Raw genomic sequence first — 13196 nt, forward strand, 5'->3', positions numbered from 1 at the left:
CAAAGAGCGTCGCCGTGGCCAGAATTATTCCCTGGCTGCGGCCCGCCCTCGGCGATGATCTCTGTCGCATCTGTGCCGCCGAACGCCTGGTGATAGATCTGTGGCCTCCAAACTGCATCGGCGGCCGCTTCTAGCAGTTCTGTAGTGGTGATGCTCCCCCTGTTTTCTGCAGGCTCGATGGAATAGATGGAATGTTGGATCGGCATATCACTTCCCCTCAGGACCGCTGATATGTGATTTGCTGCGAGGACACGAGTCTTGGACCATCAGAGCACGGCTCCTGTTTCAGTCGAGATACTAGTAAGCACCAGGTGCCTGCTGCCTAAACCCCGAGTTCGGGTAAACCTACCATTTGTCACAAATACGGGTGCAAAGATTCTGTGAAGTTACTTGTAAGATCTGTTACGCTCTTGATGACTGGGGCGCATGACGACGGTGGATGCGACGGACCATTTTTTGGGTACCCATTCGGTGAAGCTTTCGACGTCGTCGGCGGGCCTATTGCCCGTATAAATCTGCCGTGATTCTGTCCGTGAGGCCGAATCACGGAGGCGTCACGATGCGAGAGGAGACCAGCAGCAGCGAAGCCGCTTGGCAGGAAGAGCTTTGCGGGGCGGCCCTCCCCGACAAGCGCGTGGCCAGTCGGCTGCAGCGGTTGCTGGGATCGGCTGTCAGCCGCGCCGGGCAATCCGATCCCGGCGGCCTGCGGCGGTCGGCGGCGAAGGCGGCCTACCGCTTCGTTGACAACCCGCGTGTAACCGTTCTCGCCGGCCATTTCGCCCCGACCGCGGCGCGCGTTGCGGCGAACGAAGGTCCGATCCTTATCCTGGAGGAAACGACCGAATTTATCTACAGCCGAGCGCAGCCGGGCAAAATCGGCTTCACCAACACCGTCAACGCCGGGCGCTACAAGGCTGGGCAGCCCAACGTGCTGACCTTGTGCGGGGTGCTGATGCATTCGAGGCTGGCCGTCACCCTCACCGGCACACCCCTCGGTCTGACGGCGGCGAAGTTCTGGACACGAACTAAGTTCAGGGGAACGCTCGCGCTCAAGCGGCACATCAATCCCACTCGCGTGCCGACCGAGACGAAGGAGAGCTACTCGCTGGCTGGAGTACTTGCGTCAGTCCAATGGCGCTCGTTGGCGCACCCGAGCGCTGCGTGCATGTGGGTGACCGGGAGAGCGAGATCTACGAGCTCTATTGCACCGCGCAGGACCTTGGTACCAGCTGCCTCGTGCGGGTGCAGACGAACAGGCTGGCCGAGCGGCTCCGATGCTGTCCCACGATCCCGCGCATCGCGTCTTTGCCCAACTTGCGGCGGCCCCCTGGGCGGGACGTCATCGCATTAGGGTCGATCAGGACGAGACGACCTGGCTGCAGGTGAAGCTCGCCGCCATCAACACATTGCCGCCCGTGGCAAACAGAAGCACTACAGTCCGCAGGTTCTGACCTAAATCCATGCCCTCGAAGAGGATCCGCCGGCCGGTCGCGAGCCGATCGACTGGAAGCTTGTAACCAACCTGCTGGCCGAAGATCTCTCCGTGGCGGTCGAGAAGCTCGGCTGGTACGCCCTGCGCTGGCTATTTGCACGTCGTAACGGGAGGTTCTAGCGGGGGCCGGGCGGACAAGGTGCCGGATGCGGTCACGACGATTGGGCTCCTTCGCGACTGCCTGATTGGCCAGGAAATTCGCCTTGGTAAGCGTGCTTCCTTTCGTCCACTTCCTCGCAGATGCTCTACTCTCCGATTATGCCGGACCTTCTTAACTGAGCAGTCTGAGCGATTCAGATAGCCTTGAATACCACGGGCTCGGATCTGATCTTGCAAAGTGTCTTGCGATGACGGGTTGGTGATGCGCTGCGGCTATTTGCGGATAACCGGCCGAAGTGACTTGGTTTATCGACGCAAGTTCGGGCGACCCATTCGACGTGACCCCGCAGCGTCCGCCTCATCAGCATGTCCCTTTTAATGCAGTCCGCACCATTGCCGTCATTACGAAACGTTGGGCCCGCCTCCCTGCCGCCCGATCGTCCAGGAAATCCCATCCCCGCGCATGATGCCGGTCACCTGCTTGCCGATATGCCGTTCGAGCACCGGCCGCCACCGCACCTGCGTGAACTCACGCGATTTCTCGATTATTTTCCGCTGGCGAGTTCGACAGAGCGGAGGAGCGTGCTTTCCATTCGCTCTCCGGATTGCGCTTCGACATCGGACAGGCCGAGTTCGTCCGAGAGCTGACCGGCACCACGGTTCAGTTCGCGCTGGCGCAGATGCGCCAACATGTTGGTGCGGTAGACGATCCGATCCTGCTCTTCACGCGCAAGGCCCTGGGCGATTAGCCACTGCCGCCGGCAAACCTGAGCCTCTCCTACATCGTGGCCGAAACCCGAGTTCCCCAAGGGCTCTGGTCCATCGGAAACCAGCTCGCGATCAAGCCAGGTGGCGCCGTCGCACCCGACCTGCTGCTCCAGAATCGAGAAGCATTTCCTCGACATCGCACAGGCTCAGATTGAAGCGGAAGTAGAGCCAGACAGTACGGCCCACGATTTGGATCGGATAGCGGTGGTTCTTATGGGTCGGTGCACTCCCGGTCACGGGCGCGCCGCGCTGCTACCGCAATTTCCTTACCGCTCAATCAACGTGACAGCACCGCCTGAGTGCACCGCCCGCCTGAACAGGGAGGTGTGGGCCTCATGCCGACAGATTTTAAACAGCGTGGCAACGCCCTGTCCGGCTTTGCAAATACGCACACACAAAATTTGAACAGCAGGTGCTGCAACAAAACTCGAAAAAAGATTTGCAGATCTTTAACGCCGCAAAATCGTTGACGATGGTAGCCTTGGGGCAAGGTCTGAGGTCCAGCGCGGCTACAAAAATGCCGACAATCCTTTAGACCGCCGCACGGCACGCACAGAAAGGGTCCACAGCAATGGCAAGAGCGTTGATCTTAGTTGGAGGCACGAGAATGGGCTCAGGTCTGCTCTACGTCCAGGCCGCTCAGCGTCTTGGCCTCCACCCAATTACCCTTTCGGACGATCCAACTCGGTATGACCATTTTGGGGCGAAAGAGGCTGAGACAATCCGTGTTGATACAGACGATCTGGATGCGCTAATCCGCGAGTGTTCCAGGCTCCAAGAGACCTATGGAATTGCTGGCATCACGGGCGCGTTGGACCCAGTGTATGCGACAGTTGGCAAGCTCTGCCGCCATTTCGATCTGCCGGGACCGAATCCGGACGCTGTTGAACAATGCTGCGATAAGTACACTCAGCGTAAACTTCTCGCGGCCTCAGGCGTTCCGATGCCTGCTTATCGCTTGGCGACCAATGCAGCTGAAGTGGAGGATTCTGCCTCGGAGCTCGGACTGCCGGTGGTAGTTAAGCCTGCGGTGGGCAGCAACAGCGAGGGCGTCCGATTGTGCTGCACTGCCGACGAGTTAGCTCAACATACCTCCTATTTGTTGGGCGGGCAGCACATATGGCGGTCTGGGCCGAGGATGCTGGTCGAAGAATTCGCACAAGGCCCAAGTTATGGGGTCAGTACAATGGGGAATGAGGCCATTGGAATTAGCATCTACCACTCCGGCCCTCCACCGCGTTTCGTCGCGCCGGTGGACGAAATTTATCCGGCACCGCTGACTGAATATGAGCATGAGCGTATAACCGATATTTCGCTGAGCTGTTTGCGCGCTCTCGGCCTGGGCTGGGGGCCAGCGGGCATTCAAGTCCGGTGGACCAAGCGTGGCCCAGTCGTCATTGAGGTGAATCCGCGCCTTTGTGGCTCGCCGATTCCCCAACTGGTTCGTCTGTCTTACGGCGTTGATCTCATCACCGCGCACATCAAGCTTGCCATCGGCGAAGAATGGGATTTGCGCAAAAGGCATTCGCAGACAGCGGTCGCGCGATACCTGCTTGCTGATCGCAGTGGCACGCTCGATTGGATCGTTGGGGACAGTGAAGCCGCTGCTGTACCAGGTGTTGTCGAGGTCAAATTTTACGATCAAACTCAAAGGCCGATTTTCAAAAAAGGCGATGATCTAGACTTGTTGGGACATGTCATCGCCGCTTCATCCAGTCTTCCTCACACCGAGGCGATTCTTCAGCGTGCGGTCGACTTGATCCGTTGGTCGATCACACCATTTCGCGACCATGAACGAAATGACCTTGATCTAAACCACCCAGATAATAGTTAGAGTGGTATATGTAATGTCCGATAGAAATCGTAATAATGCATTTGGTGCAGAAGAATACCAGGAGCTCTTCGGAATTGCCGGCAAGGTAGTCTGCATTTCGGGATCGAGCCGCGGTCTAGGCAAAGCGCTCGCTACCTGTTTTGGGCGATTGGGTGCCAAGATAGTCCTTTCCTCGCACAATATTGAAGAGCTGACCGAAGCAGAGGCCGAACTTGCGGGCCAAGGAATCAATGTGACGGCTATCCGCGCTGATGTGCGTTCGCATGACGATTGCAAGGCACTGATTAGTGGCACGGTCGACCGGTTTCGACAGATCGATGTGATGGTCTGCAACGCAGGGACCGACATCATTAAGCCGGCGCATTCATATGAAGAGCCGGAATGGGACGAAATTGTCGATACCAATCTGCGTGGCTACTACTATTGTGCCAAGTTTGCCGCCCAAGCAATGCTGAATCAAGGAGGTGGCAGCATCATCATGACTTCTTCGGTCGCCAGTTCGCTCGGCATACCGGGCCTGACTGCGTATGCTGCTAGCAAGGGCGGCGTCAACCAACTGACGCGCACCATGGCGGTAGAATGGGCCAATAAGGGTATTCGTGTAAACGCCGTCGCACCTGGATTCATCAATAACTTCATGGATGGGGTGCATGCTAATCTCGATAGCCCTTATCAGCGCCGCGCAATGGAACTCACTCCGATGCGACGCCGCGGCAATCTGTCCGAATATTTCGGACCCTACATTTTCCTCGCGAGCCCAGCTGCATCGTTCGTAACAGGCGAGATCCTCTATGTCGATGGGGGCTACGCGGCGTGCTGATGCAGGATGCTTCGATTAAGGGGCGGTATTTGGAGGAGACTGGGCGATGTTAAACACAATTCCAGATGAAGTGAACTTCCTAGACTGCACCTTGCGCGACGGTGGCTACTACACAGGTTGGGATTTCGCGCCGGAACTGGTGTCGGACTACGTCGCTACCATCAACACTCTTCCAGTGGGCATGGTCGAGCTGGGGCTCGCCGGAAAGCCTGAGAGCCACGGATATTTCGCCAGTGTGACGAGCACCAAGGCCGAACAGGTTGCTGCCGGTCTCCTGGCCAGGACCTGCGTGATGATCGATGCCAAGGATGCGCTTGCGAGCGAGCTGCCAATACCCCTTGCCGTCGCCCGCCTGATAGAAGGGCTAGTGCCGGGGCATATCACGACCGTGCGCGTGGCGGCGAACTACCTCAGCTTGGCTGCCTGCCGGAACATTTTTGCTGAGTTGTCTCATAGGGGCTTCCGTGTGTTCTTGAATCTCATGCAGATCGACGCAGCAAACGTCGCGGAGGTTGAGATGTGCCTGAAGGAGGTGGAGCAGATCGATACCATCGACGTGCTATACATTGCGGATTCCTTTGGCTCTATGACGCCGGCTCGCGTTCATGAAATTATCGGCCAATTTGCGGATCGAATTGAGCCGGACATTGGGTTCCACGGTCATGACAACCGCGGATGTGCAGTGGCCAATTCAATGGCCGCTGCTATAGCGGGAGCGACCTGGATAGACTGCACCATGGGCGGCATGGGCCGCGGGGCAGGGAATACGGCTACTGAGCAGCTCCTTCCAATTCTCACTCGTCTCGAAACATCCAACGAACGGGCACTCCTCGAGCACGTTGTGCGTCACTTCGATCCGCTTCAGAAACGGTATGGCTGGGGCAGCAGCGCGGCATATCAATTCGCGGCCTCGAACTTCATTCATCCGTCCTATGTTCAAAAGCTACGTGAAGGCGGGGCGTTGTGTGACGCGTCGATTATCAGGCGCCTTTCGGAACTTCGCGCCGATGAACGGTTAAGTTTTGCCGATGAAAGCTTTCGGCGCTTGAGGGCGCACGACACCGCCTGATCGCAGTTACCTCTGTCGAAGTGCCCCTTTTTCCAAATGTGGAGGAACCGCATGACCGTACCGAATGCGGAAGTGAAACCATCGGCCCTTCCGTGCGATCCACGGTTTTCATCAGGCCCTTGCCGCAAACATCCCGGGTGGAGCGTGCACCCAACTATGCTGCGCTATGTTGGACGGAGTCACCGGAGTTCCGAGGGCGGAGAACGGCTGGCAGAAGTAATCAGGCGCATGGCCTCTTTGCTGGAGCTGCCTGACAGCTGGCTCTGCGGGATCGTGCCCGGTTCGGGCACTGGGGCCTGCAGCATGGCCTTACAAAATTTACTGGGCCCGTCTCCGGTCGAGACATTCGTGTCGGACAGCTTCTCGCAGTATTGGGCAAATGAGATCGATACGTTGGCGCTTGCCGCCCAACGCCGGCACGTATGTGCTTACGGAGATTTTCCGAGCACGAGCAGGATCGATCCCAATCACGACATCGTTCTAGTGCTAAACGGCACCAGCAATGGCGTTTGTCCACCGGATCTTAACTGGATTCTTACTGATCGTGCCGGGCTCGTGATCGCAGATGCCGTCTCGGCAGCTTTTACAAGGCACATCGACTTCGATCGTATCGATGTTCTATGCTGGTCTTGGCAGAAGGCGCTTGGCGGCGAAGGCGGCCATGGCATGATCGCGCTCTCGCCTCGGGCCCAGGCACGCCTGAAGGTCAACGGACGTAAGCCTGTAGCCAGGCTCATAAGACTGCACAACGCCGACGGGTCCGTAAACAAGGCGTTTTTTGGCGGACGCACGATCTCGACTCCCAGCATGTTCGCCGTCGAGGATATCCACTCTGCGCTCGGCTGGGCCGAAGCGTGCGGTGGACTACCCGCGCTGCTGAACAGGGTTGCCAATAACTATGCCGTGATGGCCGATTGGGTGAACTCTACTCCTTGGATCGATTGGACTTGCACGAACCCGGCAGCACGCTCCACCTGTTCGATTACTCTTCGGCTTGTACGAGAGCAGCACGCTGCCGACGAGAAAGAGGACGACCGCAAAATCGTTGCGGGGATGATCCGTCTACTCGAGGCCGAAGGCGCGGCTTTTGACATCTGGAGCTACGCTGACGCGCCCCCGGGATTCCGGATATGGGCGGGGCCTACGGTCGAGACAGACGACTTGGCGGTTTTATGCGAGTGGCTGGCCTGGGCTTATAGCGAGACGTGCGAGACCCGCATACCACCCAATGCGAGGACCGTGCGTCACGGCAACTTTCCACCCACTCAGGCGTGCTCGGTTCAGGCAAGGATCGGGTCGGCTTGTCCTCAAACCGGCGCCCTCGAAAGCCCTCCTCGGACACTGGCAGATTACTATGAGGCGATACTTTTCGACGCTACTGGGGTCCTGGTCAACGAAATTGACGCCCTCCCCGGCGCTGCCGATGTCTTGGCCCGACTTAATACGTGCGGGCGGCCATATTATATCGTGACGAATATCAGTAGTGGATCGGATGAAACGATATTGGCACGTCTCCGCGGCGCCGGGCTTCCGGTCCCAGCGGTCGACCGTATAGTTTCCGCGGGAGGCGTTGCGCGACATCGCGTACTCGAAGAGCTGGCAGCCGGGCGGGGGGTTTCGTATGTGGGCAGTGCACATGCTGCGCATGATATTTTCGGCAAGCATCCAAATCTCCATTGCGCTGACACGGCCGTCACATTCGACACACTCGTGGTGCTCGATGACGAAGGTTTCGATTTTAAACGGGCTGCCGATCACATCCTGTCGACCTTTCAACGCAGGCTAATCGAGACGGGCAAAATGCCCCGTATTATATTGGCAAACGCGGACATCATTTATTCCACCAAAAACGGCACACTCGTCTTTGGACCAGGTATAATAGGGCCAATGCTCCAAGCTGGACTAGCGCCCTTCGGTGCTCCTCCATTCTCAGTAGAGATTATGGGCAAGCCAGGAAGAGCGATTTTCGAAGAGTGCATCGCTCGGGCAGGTACCGACAGTCTTTTGATGGTCGGCGATCAGGTTGATACCGATATCAAGGGCGCAAAGGCTGCAGGGCTCGACGCACTTCTCGTAACCACCGGCCTCAACAGCTGCGGCGAGTTGCGTCAAGACGAGTACGGCGCTGCAGATTTCGTCGCAACCAACCTCAATCAAATTTTCGACGGCAGTTTATTTCCACACGTTCGGTCGGCGAAGCATTCCAATACAACGGACTAGGTGTTTGATCCCAGACTTTGATGGGGCATCCTTACCTTCCGAATCAAAGGATGCGCTATGGGCCAAGTTCTGCATGGGAGCGCCACAACTTCGAGCGAGAAGCGCGGATTGGAGACTAACGTGCATCTGAAAAGGTCGAAGGCCAACAGGCAGCTCCATATGGCAATCGGCTATGCCGGCAAGAATTCCTATCTCGCCTCTTTTACGAACGGCTGCTTAATCAGGTCCAGTGCATCCTGCATCTGCACTTCGAATATCAAGCGCTCGGGCGACGGTTATCTTCTGAGCGACGAGCATAACCTGACGCTTGAAGGGATCCGCGTCAAGGATGTCTAACTGCTCATGCCCATATTGGCAGTTCCAGGATAAGTTTATCCAGCTACTGCGCGAAAACTACACGACCGACGTTTCTCTTGCTTTCCCTAGTTGCAGCGGAGTGACCATGCCTCTGCCCGAGAAGATCGGCTTCATCGGAACCGGCGCCATCACCGACGCCATGGTGCGCGGCCTGCTCGCCGAGCCGGCGGCAGTGCCGCACATCATGGTCTCCCAGCGCAGCGCGGATGTTTCGGCGAAGCTCGCGGCTGATTTCCCGCAGGTACGCGTCTCCAGTGATAACCAGGCGATCGTTGAGGGCTGCGACACCCTCGTGCTGGCGATCCGCCCGCAGATCGCGGAAGGGGTCGTCCGCCCCTTGCAGCTCCGCGACGGAAAGAGGGTGATCAGCGTCGTCGCAGCGACGAGCCGACCGAGCCTTTTGGAATGGATCGGAGCGGATGTGAGTCTCACTCAGGCGATCCCGCTACCCTTCGTCGCGCGTCGCAAGGGCGTCACCGCCGTCTATCCACCGGACGCCGATACGGCGGCGATCTTCACTGTGCTCGGCAGCGCTGTCGAATGCGAGACGAAGACGGAATACGACCTCCTCGCCGCCGCAAGCGCGCTGATGGCGACGTATTTCGGCATCATGCACCGTACGACGGAGTGGCTCGCGGCACACGGTCTACCTGAAAAGAAGGGCCGCGCCTATCTTGCGCCCCTCTTCGCCGGTATCTCCGAGACGGCGCTCCTTGCTGGCAGGGATGTCGATCTCATCAGCCTGAGTCGCGAATTTGCCACCAAAGGCGGCCTGAACGAGCAGGTATTTCTGGACTTCGACGGCAACGGGGGTTCGAATGCACTAAAGCGGGCGCTGGACCGTGTATTAGAACGGATCACGCAATAGGGTTTTGTGTAAGTCACTGACCCCGAACCGCCGCGCCGCCTCACGCCGGCTCATCCCTTCCTCGACTGCTACGATGACACGATCCCGCAAGTCCTGCGAATATGATGACGCCATCATGGCTGGCCTCCTTCCCAGCCAGAAGGTTGTATCAAAATACCGCGATTCGGGAATCCCCTCCGATTCAATCCAAATGACAGAACGCTCTAGGTGGGGCAACGGGCCGCCAAGCGGGCCGCTCACTCGCTACGGCGCTTGAGTGGCGCGCTCCGCTCGCGGCTCGCTTGGCGATGAGGTGGTCGTCCTTCACACTGATGATGTTAACGGAATCGGGACAGGCCCGCTCCAAACATCAAGGAGAGACGACCATGAAGCATTATGCAGGGATCGACGTCATTGGAATACTCGAGCTGTGCGTTATCGATGCAAGCGGCAAGATCGTTCGCGAAACCAGGGTGGCGAGCGAGCCGGAGGCATTGATTGCCTGGTTTGCCTCGCTCGGCCTTCCTCTGGCGCGGATCGGGCTGGAAGCCGCTGTCGCAATGGCTCTTTGCGGCGATGCGGCAGGCGGGACTGGCGGTCGAGCTGCTGGAGACGCGACATGTGCGACGCCTTCAAAGCCATGCCGGTGAAGTCGGACCGCAATGACGCTCGGGGGATCGCGCAGCTGATGCGGCTTGGCTGGTTCCGGCCGGTGCATGCAAGTCGCTGCCCGCGCAAGAGGTGCGGGCGGTCCTGACGGCGCGCAAGCTCATCGAAGGTGAGGGATGTAGAGAACAGTGTGCGTGGCATTTTGCGCGGCTTCGGGCTTAACGTCGGCAAGACAACACCGCGCGACTTTGCTTGCCGCATCCGTGAACTGGTGGCTGGCCATCCGAACCTGAAGACGGTGGCCACGGTGCTGCTTTCTGTGCACGCCGTGCTACTGCGCGAGTTCCAGGCTCTCGAGAAAAAGGTTCGCGCGCCGGTGCGCGTTGATGCCAGGGTCAAGCGGTTGACGTGAACGCCGGGAGTCGGTCCGATCGTGGCGCTCACTTATGCCGCTGCGATCGACGACCCCGGGCGTTTTCGCTCGTCGAAGCGGGCGGGCGCGCATTTCGGCGTGACGCCGAAGACTATCAATCCGGCGAGATCGACTATAGCGGCCGCATCAGCAAGATCGGGGATGCCGCAGTGCGCACGGCGCTCTATGAGGCCGCCCACATCATGCTGGTGAAGCCGCTCAAGGGCTGCACGGAGCTCAAAAGGCTGGGCGATGCGGATCGCCCCGCGGGCCGGGATGAAGAAGGCCAAGGTGGCGCTGGCGCGCACGCTTGCGGTGATCCTGCACCGCATGTCTTCAACGCGGCGGCCAGGACGATGACGGCAGCCGCCTGAGAAAGGGGGGACAACCCTATTCGGGCGGGTCACGACACCAGGCCCTCCCGAAGCAAGGTCCCATTGCCGGGACGATGGATCAGGTCAGACCGCAACAGCCTACGTGGCATCGCGATCACGCGTCACTAAGATTGGTCGGCCTTATCCTCTTCAAACTCCATCAGGTGACGGTCGCGCACCGACCCGGTACAGAAGCAAGACCCCGGCAACTGGACGAAGCAAAATGGGGTCCTATAGAGGCCCTTACAGAAGCAGGTTGTTAGCCAAGATTGCACCGAGGCCGAGTGTCGCTGCCCGACCTAAGAAATCGCGCCGGGACAGCTTACCTTCGCGACGCACTCACTGAGAAAATTGACTTCATCTTAATTCCCCTTTTCTTTTGTTCATCGGTTATTGGCTGCACCCGCACGATGTAATCAGTCGCTGCCCTCCTGCGATCTGAAGAAGCTCGAGTCACCTTCGGAACCCCCCGTATGAATCCGAGGGGACGTTCGCTCCAAAACGTCCTCGCGGACGTGACGCTTTGATCCGGATTCGCCGACGGAAGATGCTAACACGGTTCTTCTTCCGCTGTTCGCGTTACAGGGTCCGATAGACTTTCCTGGCGTTTTCCCGAAAAAGCAGCGCCTTGTTTTCCTCGGATATTCGAGCCTTGAAGGCATAGCGCGGATCATCGAAGTCCCAGTGAGGATAATCGCTCGCATAGAGCAGCCTGTCCCAGCCGATTTGATCAAACAGATAGTTGAGCTCCTCGGGATTGTCCGGTTCTTCCACCGGTTGTGTGGAAAAATAGAAATGCTGACGCAGATAATGGGAAGGCGGATGTTTTAAGCTTGCCACCTCCGAGCCCATCCGCCGCCACAACATGTCCAGCCGGTGTCCAAGCCCGATCGACCAGGTACAACCACACTCGACGATGGCCACCTTGAGAGATGGCAGCTGATTGAACACGCCCTCAAGAATGAGACTCATAATCTGCGACTGCGCAGCGAAGGTGAGATCCAAATGGTCCTCACAGTAGTAGGACGGCCAGCCGCTGGCGGTCCGTGCGCCGGCTCGGCCTCCGATGTGCATGCCAATCGGAAAGCCATGATGAGCCGCGGCTTCCAGGATAGGCCTGTAGCGCCGGTGGCCCAGTGGCTCGGTTGTCCCTGCGAATATCTCCACCTGGACAAATCGCACATCCAGAGCCCGCTTTTCGATTTCCGCGACCGCGGCAACGGCATCGTCCGGAACGACCACAACGGATGCTCTCAGCCGATCCTCAAACTCGACAAACTCGGCGATTTGCCAATCGTTGACCGCCGTTGACAACGCGTTGCTGAGATCGAGATTGCGCCCGCCATTGGGCAGCCCTACCATGGGTTGGAGCACACCGAAGACAACATTGTTGGGATCGAGGTGCTGCTTCCTCATGAGCACCAGGTCCGAACCGGGCAGCCCGCCATTCGGCCAGGCATCACGACGGCACGACCTTGGATTGGATCCGTCATAGTTGTAGCCGCTGGCAAATGCCTCGAACCCCAACTCGCCATACTGATCGAGATGATCGCGCCACCGCTTGGAAATATAGGGATGGAGGCCATACTGGTCTTTGAGCGCCGGGTGGATATCGCAATCGGCTATACCTGCCGAAGATGCAGCACGCACCGGCTGCTTCGGGCTGACTGTCGTATCGTTCATTTCACCGTCTCCATCAGCCGTGGGTAAGTTCGCAAGGGATTCTCCCGCGCGATTTTCTGCCGAAGCCGCGCTGGAAAACCGGGTGGCATCGGATCATCTCCGTCGAACTGCCAGTGGGGGTAGTCGGACGAGAAGAGCAGCATGTCTTCGCTGCCGAGATGCTCTATCAGCTTCTCGACGTGCACCGGATCTTTCGACGTATCGAATGGCTGGATTGTAAACCGGACACGATCCCGGATTTCCGCCGCAGGAGAGCGCTTCACCCACGGGACTTCGCCGCGGGTACCATGCCAGTCCTTTTTGCTCTTCCAGATAAAACTCGGCACCCAACTGATGCCCGCCTCGATCATCACGAAGGTGAGATCCGGGAATTTGGCAAATACGCCCTCCATGATCAGGCTCTGGAGCTGCGCCGCGAAAATGTGAGTTGCGCTGGCATAGTCCTGGAGGTAGGTCGAAGGCCATCCCATACCGCCGCTCGCCGTGGGATAGCGATACATCGTCCCGGCATGGATACCGACAGGCAGCCCATGCTTTTGGGCTGCTTCATAGATCGGCCAAAAATGGCTCCGGCCGAGAAGCATCTCGTTGCCGGCCAGCAGCAGGACCTGA

Annotated in this window: 8 protein-coding genes and 7 pseudogenes; 8 read left to right on the forward strand and 7 right to left on the reverse strand. The window is 58.4% G+C overall.

Annotated elements, in window-relative coordinates; translation table 11 throughout:
- Positions 1–206, reverse strand: a pseudogene (locus NKH90_RS33310) (hypothetical protein); the annotation flags it as partial.
- Between the two features lie 353 nt (positions 207–559).
- Here NKH90_RS33310 and NKH90_RS33315 point away from each other — a divergent pair.
- The gene (locus tag NKH90_RS33315) at positions 560–1351 is read left to right on the forward strand and encodes a transposase DNA-binding-containing protein (RefSeq protein ID WP_352823502.1); all 792 of its coding nucleotides are present in this window, start codon (positions 560–562) and stop codon (positions 1349–1351) included.
- A gap of 642 nt (positions 1352–1993) precedes the next feature.
- On the opposite strand, the pseudogene NKH90_RS33320 reads toward NKH90_RS33315, so the two are convergent.
- A pseudogene (locus tag NKH90_RS33320) lies at positions 1994–2496 on the reverse strand (DUF3363 domain-containing protein).
- Positions 2468–2596, reverse strand: a pseudogene (locus NKH90_RS33325) (IS6 family transposase); the annotation flags it as partial. The pseudogenes NKH90_RS33325 and NKH90_RS33320, both read right to left, overlap by 29 nt.
- A gap of 370 nt (positions 2597–2966) precedes the next feature.
- On the opposite strand from NKH90_RS33325, the gene NKH90_RS33330 reads away from it, so the two are divergent.
- The 6 genes and pseudogenes from NKH90_RS33330 (at position 2967) to NKH90_RS33355 (ending at position 9527) form a co-directional block, all read left to right on the forward strand.
- Positions 2967–4193: an ATP-grasp domain-containing protein gene (locus NKH90_RS33330; RefSeq protein WP_352823505.1), complete on the forward strand. Its 1227-nt coding sequence runs from the start codon at positions 2967–2969 to the stop codon at positions 4191–4193.
- Positions 4194–4206: 13 nt separating this feature from the next.
- Positions 4207–5013, forward strand: a complete 807-nt coding sequence (locus tag NKH90_RS33335; protein ID WP_352823508.1) for an SDR family NAD(P)-dependent oxidoreductase — start codon at positions 4207–4209, stop codon at positions 5011–5013.
- A gap of 46 nt (positions 5014–5059) precedes the next feature.
- The gene (locus NKH90_RS33340; protein ID WP_352823510.1) at positions 5060–6082 is read left to right on the forward strand and encodes a hydroxymethylglutaryl-CoA lyase-like TIM-barrel protein; all 1023 of its coding nucleotides are present in this window, start codon (positions 5060–5062) and stop codon (positions 6080–6082) included.
- Between the two features lie 228 nt (positions 6083–6310).
- Entirely contained in the window at positions 6311–8302 is a 1992-nt protein-coding gene (locus NKH90_RS33345; protein WP_352823513.1) for an HAD-IA family hydrolase, read from the forward strand.
- A gap of 108 nt (positions 8303–8410) precedes the next feature.
- Positions 8411–8717 (forward strand): annotated as a pseudogene (locus tag NKH90_RS33350) (FCD domain-containing protein); the annotation flags it as partial.
- 27 nt (positions 8718–8744) lie between these two features.
- Positions 8745–9527 carry a pyrroline-5-carboxylate reductase gene (locus NKH90_RS33355; RefSeq protein ID WP_352823518.1) on the forward strand — a complete coding sequence of 261 codons (783 nt, stop codon included), beginning with the start codon at positions 8745–8747 and terminating at the stop codon, positions 9525–9527.
- Positions 9528–9545: 18 nt separating this feature from the next.
- Here the strand turns inward: NKH90_RS33355 and NKH90_RS33360 are convergent.
- A pseudogene (locus NKH90_RS33360) lies at positions 9546–9641 on the reverse strand (IS630 family transposase); the annotation flags it as partial.
- A gap of 251 nt (positions 9642–9892) precedes the next feature.
- On the opposite strand from NKH90_RS33360, the pseudogene NKH90_RS33365 reads away from it, so the two are divergent.
- Positions 9893–10887 (forward strand): annotated as a pseudogene (locus NKH90_RS33365) (IS110 family RNA-guided transposase).
- A 263-nt stretch (positions 10888–11150) separates the two neighbouring features.
- On the opposite strand, the pseudogene NKH90_RS33370 reads toward NKH90_RS33365, so the two are convergent.
- The 3 genes and pseudogenes from NKH90_RS33370 to NKH90_RS33380 all read right to left on the reverse strand — a co-directional run.
- Positions 11151–11228: pseudogene (locus tag NKH90_RS33370) on the reverse strand (twin-arginine translocation signal domain-containing protein); the annotation flags it as partial.
- 252 nt (positions 11229–11480) lie between these two features.
- Positions 11481–12584 carry an amidohydrolase family protein gene (locus NKH90_RS33375; RefSeq protein WP_352823523.1) on the reverse strand — a complete coding sequence of 368 codons (1104 nt, stop codon included), beginning with the start codon at positions 12582–12584 and terminating at the stop codon, positions 11481–11483.
- The coding region (locus NKH90_RS33380; protein ID WP_352823526.1) for an amidohydrolase family protein at positions 12581–13196 on the reverse strand (616 nt) is incomplete at its 5' end. The genes NKH90_RS33375 and NKH90_RS33380, both read right to left, overlap by 4 nt.

Source organism: Mesorhizobium sp. M0898 (genome assembly GCF_040319695.1).
Lineage (GTDB): Bacteria > Pseudomonadota > Alphaproteobacteria > Rhizobiales > Rhizobiaceae > Mesorhizobium.

Bases quoted from the DNA above. Each gene is read 5' to 3' on its own strand.
- NKH90_RS33315 (WP_352823502.1), top strand. From the start codon at position 560: ATGCGAGAGGAGACCAGCAGCAGCGAAGCCGCTTGGCAGGAAGAGCTT.
- NKH90_RS33330 (WP_352823505.1), top strand. From the start codon at position 2,967: ATGGGCTCAGGTCTGCTCTACGTCCAGGCCGCTCAGCGTCTTGGCCTC.
- NKH90_RS33335 (WP_352823508.1), top strand. From the start codon at position 4,207: ATGTCCGATAGAAATCGTAATAATGCATTTGGTGCAGAAGAATACCAG.
- NKH90_RS33340 (WP_352823510.1), top strand. From the start codon at position 5,060: ATGTTAAACACAATTCCAGATGAAGTGAACTTCCTAGACTGCACCTTG.
- NKH90_RS33345 (WP_352823513.1), top strand. From the start codon at position 6,311: ATGGCCTCTTTGCTGGAGCTGCCTGACAGCTGGCTCTGCGGGATCGTG.
- NKH90_RS33355 (WP_352823518.1), top strand. From the start codon at position 8,745: ATGCCTCTGCCCGAGAAGATCGGCTTCATCGGAACCGGCGCCATCACC.
- NKH90_RS33375 (WP_352823523.1), bottom strand. From the start codon at position 12,584: ATGAACGATACGACAGTCAGCCCGAAGCAGCCGGTGCGTGCTGCATCT.